At 66.3% G+C, this 16012-nt stretch carries 9 protein-coding genes and 1 pseudogene; all 10 read right to left on the minus strand.

Annotated elements, in window-relative coordinates; translation table 11 throughout:
• Window positions 1–5 precede the first annotated feature (5 nt).
• The 10 genes and pseudogenes from VV867_RS15315 to VV867_RS15360 all read right to left on the minus strand — a co-directional run bounded on the left by VV867_RS15315 (window position 6) and on the right by VV867_RS15360 (window position 16012).
• The gene (locus VV867_RS15315) at window positions 6–3419 is read right to left on the minus strand and encodes an ImcF-related family protein (protein ID WP_328566872.1); all 3414 of its coding nucleotides are present in this window, start codon (window positions 3417–3419) and stop codon (window positions 6–8) included.
• A complete protein-coding gene (locus VV867_RS15320; protein ID WP_328566873.1) occupies window positions 3409–4542 on the minus strand; it encodes a hypothetical protein in 1134 nt (377 codons plus the stop codon). Before VV867_RS15320 ends, VV867_RS15315 begins: the two co-directional genes overlap by 11 nt.
• Window positions 4539–4802, minus strand: a complete 264-nt coding sequence (locus tag VV867_RS15325) for a PAAR domain-containing protein (protein ID WP_328566874.1) — start codon at window positions 4800–4802, stop codon at window positions 4539–4541. The genes VV867_RS15320 and VV867_RS15325 overlap by 4 nt, the downstream gene beginning before the upstream one ends.
• Entirely contained in the window at window positions 4802–7168 is a 2367-nt protein-coding gene (locus tag VV867_RS15330; RefSeq protein ID WP_328566875.1) for a T6SS phospholipase effector Tle1-like catalytic domain-containing protein, read from the minus strand. The genes VV867_RS15325 and VV867_RS15330 overlap by 1 nt, the downstream gene beginning before the upstream one ends.
• Window positions 7156–7668 carry a DUF3304 domain-containing protein gene (locus VV867_RS15335; protein ID WP_328566876.1) on the minus strand — a complete coding sequence of 171 codons (513 nt, stop codon included), beginning with the start codon at window positions 7666–7668 and terminating at the stop codon, window positions 7156–7158. The genes VV867_RS15330 and VV867_RS15335 overlap by 13 nt, the downstream gene beginning before the upstream one ends.
• 168 nt (window positions 7669–7836) lie before the next feature.
• Complete coding sequence (locus VV867_RS15340) at window positions 7837–8601, minus strand: DUF4123 domain-containing protein (RefSeq protein ID WP_328566877.1); 765 nt, start codon at window positions 8599–8601, stop codon at window positions 7837–7839.
• Between the two features lie 15 nt (window positions 8602–8616).
• Window positions 8617–11003, minus strand: a pseudogene (locus VV867_RS15345) (type VI secretion system Vgr family protein).
• Between the two features lie 2 nt (window positions 11004–11005).
• Window positions 11006–13642, minus strand: a complete 2637-nt coding sequence (gene tssH, locus VV867_RS15350) for a type VI secretion system ATPase TssH (protein ID WP_328566878.1) — start codon at window positions 13640–13642, stop codon at window positions 11006–11008.
• Between the two features lie 108 nt (window positions 13643–13750).
• Complete coding sequence (locus VV867_RS15355) at window positions 13751–14242, minus strand: Hcp family type VI secretion system effector (RefSeq protein ID WP_328566879.1); 492 nt, start codon at window positions 14240–14242, stop codon at window positions 13751–13753.
• A gap of 12 nt (window positions 14243–14254) precedes the next feature.
• Window positions 14255–16012 carry an OmpA family protein gene (locus tag VV867_RS15360; protein ID WP_328566880.1) on the minus strand — a complete coding sequence of 586 codons (1758 nt, stop codon included), beginning with the start codon at window positions 16010–16012 and terminating at the stop codon, window positions 14255–14257.

Genomic DNA, 16012 nt, shown 5'->3' on the forward strand with positions numbered 1-16012 from the left:
GCGTCCTACATCCCTTCGCGTGTGTTCGAACCGGCCGCCTCGAACGGCTCGGCCATGGCGTAGGGGTCGGCTCGCCCGCTTCCTACGTCGAAAATGTTCGTCGGCAGCGCGAAGCCGCGCAGTTGCAGCAGCGCCAGCGGCCCGCTGCCCAGCTCGGTGCGCATTTGCCAGGTCAGGGGCAGGCCGTCGGGCGCGGTCAGCACCAGCTCGAAGCGCGTGTCGCTGTCGTCCAGCGCAGTGACCTGGGCCTGTTCGAGCAGGCGGATCAGCCCCCAGATGCCGGCAAAGTCGCCGAACAGCCGCGCCCCGCCCCTGGCGCTGGTCCAGCTCAACGAGGCGCCGGGGTGGTCGGCGCCGCCCGGCCAGATGAACTGCTGCCAGCTCTCCTCCTGGTTGAAGTACTCCAGCGTCACGCCATCGAGGATGAAGGTCGTCTGCACCAGGTTGCGCACCGGCTTGGCCTGCAGTTGGAAGGCCAGCCCCATGCCGCCGTCGGTGTAGAGGATGTCGGCCAGCTCGCCGAGCCGGTTGACCGCCTCGAGGAACTGCGGGTCGAAGTGCAGCCCCTGGCTGCCGGCGCTGTCCGGCACCCAGCGGTTGCCCTCCTTGCGCAGCACGCCGCCCAGCTGCGTGCGGATGAACTGGTCGATCCGCCCGCTATCGGCCCTGATCATCTGCCCCAGCATCGGCAGCGAGGCGTCGCTACCGGTGGCGGCGAACGGGTAGCGGCCATCGAAGGCACGCTGCCAGTTGGCCACGATCGCCCGCTGCCACTGGCGGTTCAGGCTCTGCGCCGAAGGCTGCAGCACGCCCTCCCAGGCCTGGTTGAGCGGCTGCACGAAGAGGTTCTGGCCGAAGCCGCTCCATTCCGCGCCCAGGCTGGCGGCGATCAGGCTGCCGTAGTCCAGCGTGTCGGTCAGGTCGACGCTCTTGCCCTGGAACACGGTCTGCGCCAGGGCCTGGGTCATCGCCTGCGGGTCGGCGGCATTGGTGACCTGCTGCAGCTTCAGGCGCACGCGGGTGACGCGCGTGAGGAAGGCCTGCAGGCTCAGGCTGCCGTCGCCGCCCGCGGCCGCCGACGGGTCCTTGCCCAGCAGGCCGAGCAGCGGGCCGAAGGTGGTATCCAGCGGGCCTCGGGGGCCGCCCGGCCGCTGGTCGATCACCGGCTGCCGGTCGCCGTCCAGCAACTGCTGCGCCGACTTCATCAGCGAGTCGGCCAGCGCCTCGGCCCTGGCTTCGGTCCGGCCCTGGTACGCCAGGGTGTTCATCAGCGCGATCAGCGGCGACTGGCGCACGTCGCTGAGCAGGGTGAGCTGGTCGATGACGTCGGACAGGCTCTGCGCCTTGCGCCAGCGGATGCTGTTGAGGAAGGCCAGCCAGGCGTCGCCGAACGCCTGGAAGTAGCGCTCGGTCAGGCGGGCCTTGAGCACCTCGGGTTGCAGCTCGGCGTCGAGGCTGCCCTGCTGGTCGCTCAGCACCCAGTCGATCTCCTCGCGACGGGCCTCGGCGACATCGTCGATGGCCTTGCGCACCTGGCCTTCCCAGGCCTGGCGGGTGAACACGCCCGGCACGCTCTCGGGGGTATCGAACAGCAGCGCCGCATCGGTTTCGCCCACCATCTGCGCCAGGCCCATGGCGGCATAGTCGTTGCCCGCCCGCTCGACCACCTGCTGGTACAGGTTGGCCACGCCGTTGCGCTGGCCCAACCGCCCCAGCAGCACCTGCCGGGCCCGGGCCACCACGGCGGGGCTGGCCTCGATGCGCCACTGCGGATGCGCCGCCAGGTGCTGCGCATAGAAGGCCCACAGCCTGGGCGACAGGCCCTGCCAAAGGCCCGGCGCCACACCGGGGCGGGCGGTTTCGTTGGCGGCCAGCACCTTGGCCAGGAAGGCCGCCTCGACCTTTTCCGGGCGCGCCATCATCAGGTAGGCCTTGAGCTGGTCATAGGCCCCCTCGGCCCGCCTCACCCGCTCCGGGCTGCCCACGGGCAACGCGGCCAGCTCGGCAAGCTGCCGCTCCAGGCGCAGCGCCGCGCCATCGCGCAGCAGGCGATTGTTGGCCTGGGCATAGCGCGGCCACAGCGCCGCCAGCAACGCATCGTTCTGGCTCAGGCCCAAACGCTGGTACCAGGGCACGCCATGCTCGCGCCGGTAGTCCAGCCGCGACAACTCGCGGGTCAGCGCGTCGAGGGCGACCAGTTGCGCCTCCGCATCACCGGGCTGGCCGAGGGTCGCCAGCGCCGCCTCGACCGTGGCGACCTGGCTGCGGTTGCTGGCGAAGGACAGCAGCAGGGCCAGCAGGCAGAGGCCGGCGAGCGCCAGGGCGCAGGCGTATGCGGCGCGGGGCCAGGACCAGCCCAGGCGGCTGCCGCGGGCCTGGCGGTCCTCGCGGATGGCCTCCCAGGCCGGCGATGGCGACCAGCTGTGCCTGGCCGTTGGCTCGATGGAAGGCTTTTGCGGCGCAGCGAACAACAGTCCGCGAAGCGGTACGCCGCGAGCGAAATTCTGCAACAGCGGTACGAGGGCATCACGCCATTGGGCGATACCGTTGTGCTCCAGGTCTCGGGACAGGCGCAGCAGGAAATCGTTGGCGCGCGCCTGGCTCATCTGCTCCAGGCCATGTTCGCGAAGCGGCGTCAGCAACTGGCGCAACGCGCTTTCGATGCGCTGTGCCGTGGGTGCCGGCGGTAACAGACAGCCGGTCGATTGGGCGGCACGCCCCTCCTGCGTCCAGGTACAGCGGCGAACCTGCCAAAGATACAGCGGTGCCTGCCAGCGCAGTTCGCGCGCCAGGCCCTGGAGGCGACGAACGCCTCCGCCGAACAGCTCCACGTTGCCGGCCTGCTCTTCCGTCATGGCCCAGACGATGCCATCCAGCGGACGCCGCCAGGACAACCGGCGAAGGCTGCCCGGCCACTCGCTTTCCCAATCGCCTGTCAGGCTGCCGCCCCACAGCAGCAGCGTGCCCTGGCCTTCCCGCCATTTGGCCTCGGCCAGCCCCGGCGCAACCGCCTCGATCTCGTCCGCCTCGCCGACTACCAGCAACACGCGAACGTGCCGGCGCCAGAAGAACCCCAAGACATCGCGCAGATGCTCGCGCACTTCCGATGCCGGGCCCCCTTTGGACGACGTGGACACAGTCTCTTCCTCCTGTTCCCCCTCGCCGGTTTCCTGCACCGCCTGCCCAACCGCCAACGCTTTCCAGGCTTTCAAATAGACAGGGCAGAACAGGCAGAGCGCCAACCAGATCCCCAGAGCGCGTATGAGCAGCACCTTCAAAGGCAACTTGGGCAGGTCCAGCCAGTCGCCGAACAGGAAGTACAGCAGCCCGCCCAGCACCACCAACAGCGCTACCACCAGGCAATACACCAGCCCTGCACCAAATGCCGAACGAAGGCTGCTTGCCTTATCAACCACCATGAGAGACCACCACGCCCATTGCCAAACGCCCCGCGTCATCCTTGCCCAGCCATCCACAGGGCTCACCGCTCTGCTCTGCTTGCAGTGCTGCCAGCGACATCCCCACGAACGGCGCCAACTCGCCCAACGCCCCCCAGTACTCGGCCAATTGATGCTGGCCCACCGTCCAGCCGCCCTCGACGAAGGCCGCCTGGCTTACGGCGTCCAGCGCCAGGCAGTCTTCCGGGGCCTGGTTCAACCCGGCGTAGCCCTGCATCTGTGCGCACAACTCGCTGGCGGTTTCACCTTTCTCCGGCAGCAGGTATTCGCCGCGATGCAGTCGCAACGTGCCCTTGCGGCCCACCACCCAGAGGAAACCCGCCTCACCGGGCATCTCCCCTTCGTCGGCCTGCTCCCGAGACACCACGCCGGCGCATAGCAGGCCGTCAGTCTCATCTGGGCAAACCTTCGGCAGGGCATCGATCAAGGCATCCAGGTCCTTCAGCGTTCGCAATGAGAAGCGCGTGGCAGGCAGGTCCAGCTCACCGGCCGACAACGCGGTGACAAACGCAGCCTCTCCTACCGCGTCGCCTACCCAGGCCAAGCCGCGCAGTGAAGGCCAACGTTCGGTGCGCTCCGGCAACGCCAGCGCCAGGCGCGCGAGATGGCGAGCCAACATCGGCACCCGCTCACCTGGCATCCCCCGCGATAGCTGGCAGCGCAAAAGCGGCACACCGGCGCTGGTGGGTAGTTCCGGGTCGGGCATCTTCGCCCCATCCATGAGGTCCCTGTATTGCGCCTGCACATCGCCTACCGGCCCCAACAACAGCAGTTGGTGCACCGGTAGAGTCCGGGCTCGCTTGCGCCACCAGCGCTGTTCAGCGGCCTGGATCGTCTGGCGGTATGCATCCCGGTTCATCAGCCCGATCCGCCACACCAGCGCTCGCACCGCCAGCGCCAGCCCCCAGGACAACGGCAGCACCGCGCCCCACAGCCACAACTCCAGGCGCGGCCGGCCTTCGGGCCACAGCGTCAGCAACAGCCCCGACTGCGCGCCCCACAGCAGCAACAGGGCCAGCCACCAGCGGCGCCAGCGCGGTTCGCCCGGCTCTACATAGTCCGCGTACCGAGGCAGGCGATTCATGGTCTGACGATCATCTTGCTGCCCGGCAGCGTGCTCACCACCTGGCAACCACAGGCACAGCGGTGGCCATCCAGCGCCACCGCCTTGCCACGCACCGTGGACAGCGAACCGCCCTCGACGATCTGGGTCATGCCATGCTTGTTGCAGCGGGCCCGGCCGCCGACGAAGGCCACCGGCTTACCGAAGGCCAGATAATGGCCGTCCAGCACCTCTCCCCCATAGGGGCGCAGCGGGTCGCCCTGGCGTACCAACGGCAGCATCAGGCCGCCCCCTTGTCCAACTCGAACAGGTTGCCGGCATCACGCAGCATGGCCGTGGTGCGGTCCAGCCGCGACAGGTAGTCCTCCTGGCCGATCTGCTGCTTGAGTGCGCTGGCCACCGCACCGATATGCGTGGTGGGCTTGAGCAGGTCCGCTGCGCCCGGCACGAACGGCACCACCGCACCGGAGGCCGCATCGATCACCTGGTACGCCACCCCGGACAGCAAAACCCCTGCCGCCAAACCTGCTAAGCCGCCCGATGCGCCTTCGAGCGCGTTGCCACGCAGCAAGCGGATGCCATACACCGTGGCGCCGGCGATCATCGCCACGCCCAGAATCCGCCCAGCAATCATGACCGGCGTCATCGCGGCGCTATTGTCCTTGCCGAAGTAGATCATCCGGTAGAAGAAGTACCCGGCCCACATCTCGCGGGTCTTCAGCGCGTCGTGCATGAACCAGGCGCGCGAGTCGTGAATCTGGTCGTCGAACAACGCAACCAGCAGGGCCATCGTCGGGTCGTCGCTGGGCATGCCCTGGTGATCGCGGAAGAGCCGTTGGCTGCGCTCCTTCCCAACACCCTTTAGCGTCTCGCGGGCCTTGCGCTCGTCGTCTTCGTTGAGCAGGTACGCGGTATCGCGCAGCAGCACATCGAAGAGGGTGCCGGCCGCGCTGGTCTGCTCGCGCTTGCGGTCGTAGTAGTCCGCCTTGAACTCCGCCGCGGCCTGACTGATCTGGGTCTGGTCGAGCACTGGCTCGTAGATCTTCGGGCCTGGGTAATTCACCGCCGCAGCGGACTTTTTCAGGCGTTCATCTGCAGCGTCCTGCTTCTGCTTCTCGTAGGCCTTGCGGTCCACGCTCTCCTTGTATCGGTCATCCTCTCGAGCTTTCTCGAAGAAGGGTTGGCGCTTGTAGCTGTCCTTGCCGCCATTCTCGTCATTGGCATAGCGGCCGATACGCCAGCCGGTGATCCAGCCCAGTTGGTCAGCCAGGGTATCTTCGACCGTCATGCTGAAGCGCACCGGGTCGTATTCCCAGGCAGGCTTATCGGGCGCCGCTGTTGAGACACCGGACAAAGTTATCGCGCGCCAAGCGTTGAAACGTTCGGCAACCAGCGGTTTGATATCGAACTCTTCTTGAGTATCGAGACTCATCTTCCGCCAAGGCTGTTGTGCCAACAGATATTCAGGCATCGCCTCTCCCGGCACCTGTAGCGGCGCGCCGCAGGCAAAGGCTTCGGCATACAGATCATGTAGCGCCACTTGGGAAATCAGCTCGTCGGTGCCGCCCCGCGCCTTGCCCTGATCGTTCTGTGGGTAGCCGCCACCTATATCCGAATGCACGCCGGGGTACACCACCTCGTAGGTGTTGGCCAGGTACTTGCCGTCTTCATTGCGGATCGAGTCCAGCGGGAAGCACGAACGCTGCTCGAAGGCCGCCACGAAGTGCCGGCACTGCTTGACGAACTGTGGGTATTTCTCTGCGCAGGGCAGCAGTTGGGTATCGTCCGCCCAGTCCATATGCCCGGCGAAGAATGGCGCCGCATGCGCAATGCCCACCGAGGCCACGGTATCCAGGATGCCGAGAAACTCCACGCTCACCGGCACCCCGGCTAACTGCTGCGCGGGCTTGTCCGCCCCCTCGGGTGTTTCGAACAGTTCACTCAGCCAGTTGACAAAAGTACGGGCCTCCGCTGCCCCACGGGAGAAGCCATACACATAGAGCTTCACACCCAAGACTCGCGGCTTGCTCTTATCCAAATTTGCGCGAAGGTCCTTGAGCAGGTCCATCATCACTGAGCGACGCTTCATCCCACCGAGAAAGCTCTGACCTCTCGGGGTGCCCATGGACTTGACCAAGGCTTTCTTCTGCGCCTGGGTGATGGGCTTTTTCAGGATTGCGGCCTGCAATGCCTCGGCCACGGATACCAGACCCCAGTTAATGCGATCTTCTCCACCCAGGGCGTACTTCAACCCCTCCTCGCTGTAGTCGAACTCGCCGATTTCCGGGAAGGCCGTGCCCACGCCAGGCATATAGAAGGAAAAATAGCCACGCTCCTTAGCCTCAGGCCCACGAATAGAGGCATGGAACAGCTTGGCGATATTGCTGGGATGGTTCTCCTGGGTGTCATTGTGCTCATTGTTGTTGGTGCCATCGAAGAACAAACTGACATGCAAACTCTGGCAACATTCGAAGCTCTGTTTTTGCCCCTTCTCGTTGCGGCACTGTCGAAACAGATTCGCCTCTTGGAACTGCCTATTATAGTTATCCGAAACCACTAACTTATCGGTGGGCATGCGTCCTGCTGTGGGAAACACAGGCGGCACCCAGACGTTGTCGCTCCCTTGTTCTTTTTTTACTTCTGACATACGGCTGGCTCCTTCATCCGCAGTGGCTCGTTGATGGGGTAATTGGGCTGTCCATATAACGCACATGCCGTGGTGACCTGAACCCGATTGCAGGTCAGGAAATGCACCTTGAAATCACAGGACTCTGTACCGGGCCACTCTGGAATATCAACTGTTGCACTGTAATGCTTGTAGCTTTTTTTATGTTCAACCATAAACGCCCTAAACTCATCAGTGCCAAGTGGCGGAGCATCTGCGTAAGGATCAGGATCAACCTCCCACTCGATACGCGCTTTCAAGCCAGGCCGCCATTTGACCGGCATGACAATGCAGCAGGAGCTCCCCCCGCCACCATCCGCCCGATAGCCATTGACCTTCAGCCAATTGATGCCATGGGTGGTGTGGTTGATGGCTTCAATATTTCCAGCCGCCGTTTCATTGTCATTATCTGCCGAGGAGCAGGCCACCAAGGCTAGGCTCAGAAAGCCTAATAACATGCGCACCCATACAATATTTCTCATATTCTCCACCACAAGCTGATTGGCTCAACCGGGTATACCAGAAAGAAACAACCATTGAATAAATACAGCAACATTTTTATCTTGAAATACATCTTCATCACTCACTCCACGGATAGTCATTATTTGAAATCCCCATATGAGCGCGGACTAACCATTGCTTAGCGACACCTAAGTTGCTTCTGTAGATACTCCAAGGTGCTTTTGCACGTATTCTTTCAAATCGCCGACGTAGCCTTGTTCGCTAGCCATTAGTACCCATTTGTAGAGATGCCCGAAGCACTCCTCCTGAGTAGTAGCCAGGTGGTTGTAGTGCCCGGCGTGTAGTAGTGACTGGGCATCGCTGATGCAGCCGAGCAAGTCGGCCTGCTGGTCATTTACCACCAGAACATCGGAAGGTTGGATTGTGCGGGTTTCCCGCAGGCAGGCGCCGGGGAGCCATTGGGTCTCTCCATCGCGGTCGAGCCATCCCCAGTAGCAAGCTACCTGCATGAAGCCCATGCGCTGCTCGGGGGTGAGAACCGACGACAGCAGAATGGGGAAGATGCGCGGGTCGTAGTAGCGCAGCAGGAAGGATTGCCCGCCCCACTCAGCCTGCAGCAAGGCTCGTAGTGCCTCGCCGAGTGCCTCGAAGCCCAGGGGGGTGATCATCACCATCAGGCGTGCGTCGGCGGCGCAGCTTGCGATGACCTCTTCCAGCCAGGCCTTGTGCTGCCAGAGCGTGAGGTCCAGACGCATCAGGATGGGTGCTTGATCCAGGAGGTGTTCTTCCGGGGTGCCGTCGAACAGCGAGCACCAACTGATGCTGGGCTGAATCTGGCCGAGTGCCTGGAGCACGGAATGTTCCAGGCCGGTCTGGTCAAGAATCAGGTCGACTTGCTGGGTCTCGACACTGGCACAGACTTTTTCAATGTGTTGAAGCCATTGCGGTGACATAGATGCTCTCCCTGATCAACCTTCGCGCCGTACCAAGCTGGCGGCCCTTTCCTTTGCCAACTCCAGGCATTCCTTGCAGACGGACTGAGGCAGTTCAGGCAAGGGGAAATCCTAGGGTCTTCCCAGACATGCCTGCCCTTGAGCAGCAGTTGGCCGGGAGAATGAACATCGATGGCGCCGCTGGGCGTGATGCGGATGTAGCCGCCGCCACAGGCCAGGGTGATACCGTTCTTGGCGGTGAGTTGCAGGTGGCCCTGCACGGACTGGACGGTGATGTCCTGCTGGGCAATGGCGTTGAGGATGTCGCCGTGGGATTCGATCTCTATCGGCCCCTTCCCCGACACCAGGCGCATGCCCTCGCGCTGAGCCAGCAGGGACATGGCCTGGTTGGATTGCAGGGCCATGCGCTGGGCGGCGGTCAGGTCGATTTCGTCCTGGCTCTGCAGGTACATGGACTGGTTACTGCCCAGCAGCAGGCTGGCCGGGGTGACAGCGGCGATGCCTTTCGGCGCGCTGAGCAGGATGGCTGGCCCTTGCAGGGTCTTGCCCTGTGCGAGCAGGTCGTGCAGGCCATCGCTGGAAGCCTCGCGGCTGTGGTGGGCCTGGGCGATGTCCTGCCATTGCTTGAGCTGGTCGGCGGCGTTCTCCATCAGGGTGGCGGCGGGCTTCATTTCCAGCACCTGGCCCTGGGCCTTGCCTTGCTCGTCCGCACTGATGAACACACCCTTGCCCGCGCGGATGGCGCCCCAACCGTCGGTCCTCAGCTCGAAGCCCTCGCCCCGCTGCTGCCGCTGGCCGTCCACCAGGTGCCCGAGGTTGAGCTGGCTCTTGCCGGCGTATTCGGTGCTGAGCTTGATGTGCTCCTGCCCGCGGGTGTCGTCCAGGCGCAGCTTGTTGTTCGCCGGCGTGCGTAGGACGTTGCGCTTGTAGTTGTGGATGGTGACGTGGTCGGGGTGCAGGCTGTCGTGCAGGGCGTGGGCGATGAAGGGCCGGTCGGGGTCGCCCTGTTCGAAGGCGACGGCCACCTCGGTGCCGGCCAGCAGCGGCAGGTGCAGGCCATGGGTGTCGCCGGCATAGGGGCGCGCCAGGCGCAACCACATGCTTTCCCGGCCGGCGGGCCAGGCATCGCGGTCGAAGAGGAAGTTGACGCGGTAGCGCCCTTCGCCGTCGATGTGGCCGTAGGGGTCGTTCCGCTGCGGGCTGGTGACCCGCGCCGGGACGGTGCCGGCGATGCGGGGCTTGGCCGGGACCGCGGGGCGGAAGGCGACGGTGTCGCTGTCCGGGATGGCTTCGAAGCGGATTTCGTAGCTGCGGTCGCGGGCGGCCTTGCTGTGCAGGCGGACGATCAGGGCGCCCTGGGCGAAGGCGGCCGGCGCGCCGCCCTGGACTTCGAGCACCTGGCCCGGGGCCAGGGCGGCGCTGCTGCTGGTGCCGAACAGGCGGGTCTGGTCGTTGAGGTAGCGCTCGTGCGCCAGGCGCGCGTAGAAGAAGCCGCTTTCGGCATGCCCTTCCTCGTCGCCGCGCGCATGGGGGTCGCCCAGCGCCTGGTAGGGCTCGTCGGCGTAGTGGTAGGCCTCGCCGTATGTGGTGGTCGCGCCGTGGGCGAGATCGGCCTGGCCGTCGAGGTTGGCGCCGGCATCGCGTGAATAGTAGGCGCGGTTGCTGACCTGCTGCGGTACCACCTGGTGGCTGGCCTGGAGGTCCCAGACGGCGTCCTGGCCGCTGCTCTGGATGCCGCTCTGCGGCCGCAGCGGCAGGGCGATGTCGCGCTGGTAGTGCATCGGCGAATCGTGGAACTCGACCACGTCGATCTTCAGCCGCGTGTCCATGCTGAAGCGGTACCAGATGCCCCGTTCGGCGCACAGGCGTTGCAGGTACGCCAGGTCGCTTTCGCCGTACTGCAGCAGTTGTTCGTGCTGCGCGTAGGTCCGGCCGAGCTCGAACAGGAAATCCTGGCCGCGCAGGCCGTGCCTGCGCAGGATGGCGTCGACGATCTCGGGCACGCTCTGGTTCTGGTAGATGCGGTACTGGCAGCCATGGTCGAGCAGCGCCAGGCGCGGCTCCAGCGTCACCTCGTAGCGGGCTTCGTCACGGGATGCCGACAGCCGCTTGAAACGTGTCAGCACGCCATGCAGGGTGCGCAGCGGCGCCACCGCCGGCGGCGTGTAGCCGCGCAGGCCCAGCGATTCGGGGGCCGCGCGCAGGCTGAAGCTGGCGTCCTTGCCGAGCACGTCCTGGGCGGCGATATCCAGCTGGGGGCTGGTGATTTCGATGCGGTAGCGGAACGTCTGGCTCAGCGCCTCCGTGCCTTCGAACGCGAGGACGTCCAGGGCCGCGTCGAGGCCATCCACGCTGAGGCTGTGGCGGCTGTGGTCGAAGAACGGACGAATCTGGTCGAGCATGTTCAGGCCTCCGCACCTTCGAGCCCCGAAGGCTCTTCGCTGAATTCCAGGGCGATGCCGTCGTCGGCGCAGTAGCCCAGGGTGACGCCGGTGGTCTTGCGCTGCTGCGCCTGGCGCTGCAGCAGTTGCTGGCTCAGCACCGGCAGGATCTGCTGGTTGAGCAGGCTGTCGATGTTGCGCGCGCCGCTGTCGGGCAGCAGGCAGGCCGCGACCAGGGCGTCGGCGAGGCCGTCGTCGACCTGGCAGGCGATGCCGTAGTGGCGTTGCAGGCGCTTGGCGACCTGGCCCAGCTTGATGGCGACGATGCGCTTGAGCGCGTCGGCATCCAGGGGCCGGTAGACCAGCGTCTGGAAGCGCGCCAGCAATGCTGGCTGGAAGTGTTCGCGCAGCACGGGCCGCAGCAGTTCCTGCAGTTCGCCGTCGCTGGCTTGCGGGCGCTCCTCCAGCAGGGCCTGCAGCAGATCGCTGCCCAGGTTGGAGGTCATCAGGATGACGGTGTTGCGGAAGTCGATTTCGCGCCCCTCGCCGTCGCGCATGAAGCCGCGGTCGAACACCTGGTAGAACAGGTTGAGCACGTCCCGGTGCGCCTTTTCCACCTCGTCGAGCAGTACCACGCTGTAGGGGCGCTGGCGTACCGCCTCGGTGAGCACGCCGCCCTCGCCATAGCCGACGTAGCCCGGTGGCGAGCCCTTGAGCTGGCTGACGGTATGGGCTTCCTGGTATTCGGAGAGGTTGATGGTGATCAGCGACTTCTCGCCGCCGAACAGGCTGTCGGCCAGCGCCAGGGCGGTCTCGGTCTTGCCCACGCCGCTGCTGCCCACCAGCAGGAAGACGCCCAGGGGAGCATTGTCCGGGGCCAGCCCGGTCCTGGCGGCGCGCAGGCGTTGCGCCAAAGCTTGCAGGGCGGGCTGCTGGCCGATGACCCGCTGCCCCAGGTCGTGCTCCAGTTGCAGCAGGTTGGCCTGTTCGTCCTTGAGCAGGCTGCCCAGCGGCACCCCCGTCCAGTCGGCCACCACCTCGGCGACGGTGCGCGCGTCGACATCCAGCGGCAGCAGTGGCTGGTCGCCCTGCAGCTGGGCCAGCTGCCGCTGCAGATCGGGGCAGGCTTCCGGCTCCTTGCGGCGCGCATCGATCAATTGCCGCGTCAGGCTCAATTCGTCCTGGTATTGCTGCTGCAGCCGCTGCTGGGCAAGCTCCAGCTCGCACAAGCGCACGCCGATGTCGGCCATGCGCTGGATGGCCATCGAGCCACTGAGCCGGGCATCCTCTTCCAGCGCCTGGCGCTCGAGCTCCAGTGCGCCGTGTTCGGCACGCAGTTGCACCATCGCCTGGGGTTCGCAGTCCAGGTTCATGCGCACCCGTGCGCTGGCGGTGTCGAGCAGGTCGACCGCCTTGTCGGGCAACTGCCGCCCCGGCAGGTAGCGGCGGGACAGCGCCACGGCGGCCTGCACCGCCGAGTCGACGATGTGCACGCCGTGGTGGTTGACGTAGAGCGGCTTCAGGCCGCGCAGCATCAGGCAGGCGTTGGCCTCGTCCGGCTCATCGACCTTGACCATCTGGAAGCGCCGCTCCAGCGCCGCGTCGCGCTCGAAGTAGCGCTTGTATTCGGACCAGGTGGTGGCCGCGATGGTACGCAGCTCGCCCCGGGCCAGCGCCGGCTTGAGCAGGTTGGCGGCATCGGCGCCGCCGGCCTGGTTGCCCGCGCCGATCAGCGTGTGCGCCTCGTCGATGAACAACAGGATGGGCGTCGGCGATTGCTGCACGGCGTCGATCACGTTCTTCAGCCGCTGTTCGAACTCGCCCTTCACGCCCGCCCCCGCCTGCAGCAGCCCCAGGTCCAGGGTGCGCAGGGTGACGGCCCTGAGGGCGTCCGGCACGTTGCCTTCGACGATGCGCAGGGCCAGGCCTTCGACCAGCGCGGTCTTGCCGACGCCGGGCTCGCCCACCAGGATGGGGTTGTTCTTGCGTCGCCGGCCGAGAATGTCGATGACCTGGCGGATCTCGTCGTCGCGGCCATAGACCGGATCGATGCGCCCCGCCCGGGCCTTGGCCGTGATGTCCTGGGTGAAGCGGTCGAGCAGCGCCGACTGGGCCGTGGCCGCGGTGGGCGACGGGCCCTCCGCTTGCGCTGCCGGCTCGGCCAGTGCGGCCTCAGCCTGTGCCTGAGGCCGCTCTTCGGATTGCTCGTCCAGCAGGGGCAGCAGCCGCTCGAGTTGCAGCGCGCCCACGCTGAGCAGCGGCCAGGCGGCATCGCAGGCCAGCAGCGAGGGGGTGTCGCGCAAGGCGCCGAGCAGGTGCGAGGAACGCAGCACCTGGTTATCGCCCTGCATCGATGCCAGCAACCAGGCGTCCTTGATCAGTTGCTGCAGCGCGGCGGAGAGCTGGGGCTTGTCGCGCACGCTGCGCGGCAACTGGTCCAGGTGTTCGAGCAGGCCGTTCCACAGCCCCTCCAGGTCCCATTCGTAGCGCCGGGCGATCAGGGCCAGGTCGCCTTCGCCCTGTTCGAGCAGCTTGAGCAGCCAGTGCTCGATGGTGACGTAGGGATGGGCGCGGGCCTGGCACAGCGAGGCAGCCGCGCTCAGCGCCCTGGCGCAGTGGGGGTTGAGGCGGCGAAGCAGATGGGCGGACGACTGTTCCATGGGGCGTTCCTTGCTGTCGGCAGGCTTGTCGCTCCGGCTGGAGCATGAAAGCCATTCCAATCGGTAGAGAGTGACCGGCGGCTAGCCCGCCGGTCCGTAACGCCGGCCTCAGGCGCTCTGACGCTCGTTCCAGGCATCGGAGTGGATGATGTTGCCGTCCTTGTAGGTCCAGGTGATCTTCTCGTAGCGCAGTTCCACCTCTTCCAGGTGGTTGTGCTTCTCCTTGGTCGGGTCCTTCACGTCGTGCATTTTCGGCGCGACCTTCACGACCTTGACGTTCTCCAGCAGGGTGTTGAAGTACTCGACTTCCTGGCCGGCGTCATCGATGCGGTACCACTTGAACTCGGCGCTCTTGAGGGTCTGGCCGGTGCTCACCGCCTTGTACAGGTAGGGGCTGGAGGCGTCGATTTCCTTGGTGAAGTTGAACGGCGTGTGGATGCGGGTGCCGGTCAGCTTGCCGGTGTTGTTGTCGGTGGGGATGTACAGGCTGTGGTCCTGCGCCACCACTTCGACGCTGCCTTCGCGCTTCTGGACGTCGACCGAACCTTTGATGTCCGCACCGCCGTCGTCTTTGAGCCACAGGTAAACTGGAATAGCCATGTGAAGTTCCTTCTACAGGGACAAATGCGCCGCAGGCTTTTGCCGCGGCAGGGGTTGGCCGCCCGAGACCCGGCCCGGGAGCGTGCAGGCTCCCGACTCGGGTACCAGGCGGATATCGACCCGGCGGTTGGCTGCGCGCCCCTCCGGTGTGTCGTTGCTGGCGATGGGCTGGTCGGCGGCGAAGCCCTGGACGGCGAAGCAGCTGTCGGGGATGTCCCCCATGCGCTGCATCCAGTCGCGCACGGCGCCCGCGCGGGCACGCGACAACACCAGGTTGCGCTGCGCGTCGCCCGTGGCGTCGGTGTGCCCGGCGATGACGATCAGCCAGCCGGGCTGGGCCTTGATGTCCACCAGCGCGTTGACCAGCACCTTCGTCGAGCCGGCCTTGAGTGCGGCGCTGCCGCTGGCGAATAGCGACAGGCTGTCCAGGCGGACGGGGTCGGGAATCCTTTCCGGCGCCAGTGTCGGAGCGGGCGCCCGGTAGGCGGCGAGCGCGGCCAGTAGTGCCGGGCGCGTCCGCTCGGCGGTGTACAGGCCGAGCCCGAGGGACAGGGGCTCGCCTTCGCGGTAATAGCGGTCAAGCCTTTGCGCATCGTCCCGCAGTACGGCCAAGGCCTGTTCCTTCAGGCGGTGTTCGGGCTGTTCGAGCGTCGTCGGCTGGGGGATCGCCTGGAAACGGCGCAGGTCGTCGCTCACCTGGCGCAACAGCAGGCGGTTCTGCCAGGCGGAACTGCACAGCGCGACGGTCGCGGCGAGAACGAACAGCCACAGGGCCTGCAGCGCCATACGGCGGGAAGGTGCAAGGCCGGGCTGGCGGGGCAGCAGGGCCAACAGGGGATCGGGGAACGGCAGGGCCGCGGGGCCGGCCGCCTGTGCCGCGGCGAAGGGTTCCAGCGCCGTGCGTTCGTGCAGCCAGTTCGCCCACAGGTTGCCCGGCAGCGAAGCAGGTGAACCAGGCACCAGCGTCATCGCGCAGGCCAGCACCGGGCATGGCGGTTCCCCCGGCTCCCGGGACACCAGGTGCGGCAATACCGCCTTCGTCAGCCAGGCGCCCAGGCTCTCGACCTGGACGCTGGTGCGCAGGCGCGCGGCGCGCGTGGGGAGGTCCGCGGGGCGCTGCTGCCAGTGGGCCATGGGCAGGTGGTTCGCACCCTCGCGAACCCTCAGCCCCTGACGCTCCGCCTCCCAGGCGAACCAGGGGCCGGCGCCGTGCAGGCTCGGCAGGTAGCAGCCCAGCAGCACGGGCAAGGCCACTCCGCTTCTGCGGACGCGGGCCACCTGCTGGCGGAAGGTCTGCAGGTTGCCGGCGAGCAAGGCGTTGTCCTGCTGCCCGGCGGGATCGACGACATAGAAGACGCTCAGCTGGCCCGCCCAGTGCGGACGGTTCGCCAACACGTATTCGATGACCGCTGGCAAGCGATCCAGGCTGGGTATCCGCAGGTAGCAGCCCTGCTCCGTGACGCGCAGCGCCAGTTGTTCCTCGGGCGCCTCGCCGAACAGTGCGCGCAAGCCATCGCCACAGACCGCGACCACCGGTTGCCGGAACCCCGCCGCCGGCAGCGCACAGTCCTCGGCCAGCGCAATGGCCTGGCGTTGCCGCGCGGCGTTGCGCCCGGCGAGCCACCAGCCCAGCGCGACCGCGATGACCACGCCAAGCGCCGACAGCGCGCGCCCGACCGGGAACAGCGGCAGCACCGCCAGGAGCAGGAACAGCGCCAGCGCTCCCGCCCAGAGCCAAAGGCCGCGTACCCATGTGAGCTGCATGGACAT

The organism is Pseudomonas sp. JH-2 (assembly GCF_036231725.1).
Lineage (GTDB): Bacteria > Pseudomonadota > Gammaproteobacteria > Pseudomonadales > Pseudomonadaceae > Pseudomonas > Pseudomonas delhiensis.

Excerpts from the sequence above, each read along its gene's own strand:
- VV867_RS15315 (WP_328566872.1), bottom strand. The coding sequence starts at position 3,419 with ATGGTGGTTGATAAGGCAAGCAGCCTTCGTTCGGCATTTGGTGCAGGG.
- VV867_RS15320 (WP_328566873.1), bottom strand. The coding sequence starts at position 4,542 with ATGAATCGCCTGCCTCGGTACGCGGACTATGTAGAGCCGGGCGAACCG.
- VV867_RS15325 (WP_328566874.1), bottom strand. The coding sequence starts at position 4,802 with ATGCTGCCGTTGGTACGCCAGGGCGACCCGCTGCGCCCCTATGGGGGA.
- VV867_RS15330 (WP_328566875.1), bottom strand. The coding sequence starts at position 7,168 with ATGTCAGAAGTAAAAAAAGAACAAGGGAGCGACAACGTCTGGGTGCCG.
- VV867_RS15335 (WP_328566876.1), bottom strand. The coding sequence starts at position 7,668 with ATGAGAAATATTGTATGGGTGCGCATGTTATTAGGCTTTCTGAGCCTA.
- VV867_RS15340 (WP_328566877.1), bottom strand. The coding sequence starts at position 8,601 with ATGTCACCGCAATGGCTTCAACACATTGAAAAAGTCTGTGCCAGTGTC.
- tssH (WP_328566878.1), bottom strand. The coding sequence starts at position 13,642 with ATGGAACAGTCGTCCGCCCATCTGCTTCGCCGCCTCAACCCCCACTGC.
- VV867_RS15355 (WP_328566879.1), bottom strand. The coding sequence starts at position 14,242 with ATGGCTATTCCAGTTTACCTGTGGCTCAAAGACGACGGCGGTGCGGAC.
- VV867_RS15360 (WP_328566880.1), bottom strand. The coding sequence starts at position 16,012 with ATGTCCATGCAGCTCACATGGGTACGCGGCCTTTGGCTCTGGGCGGGA.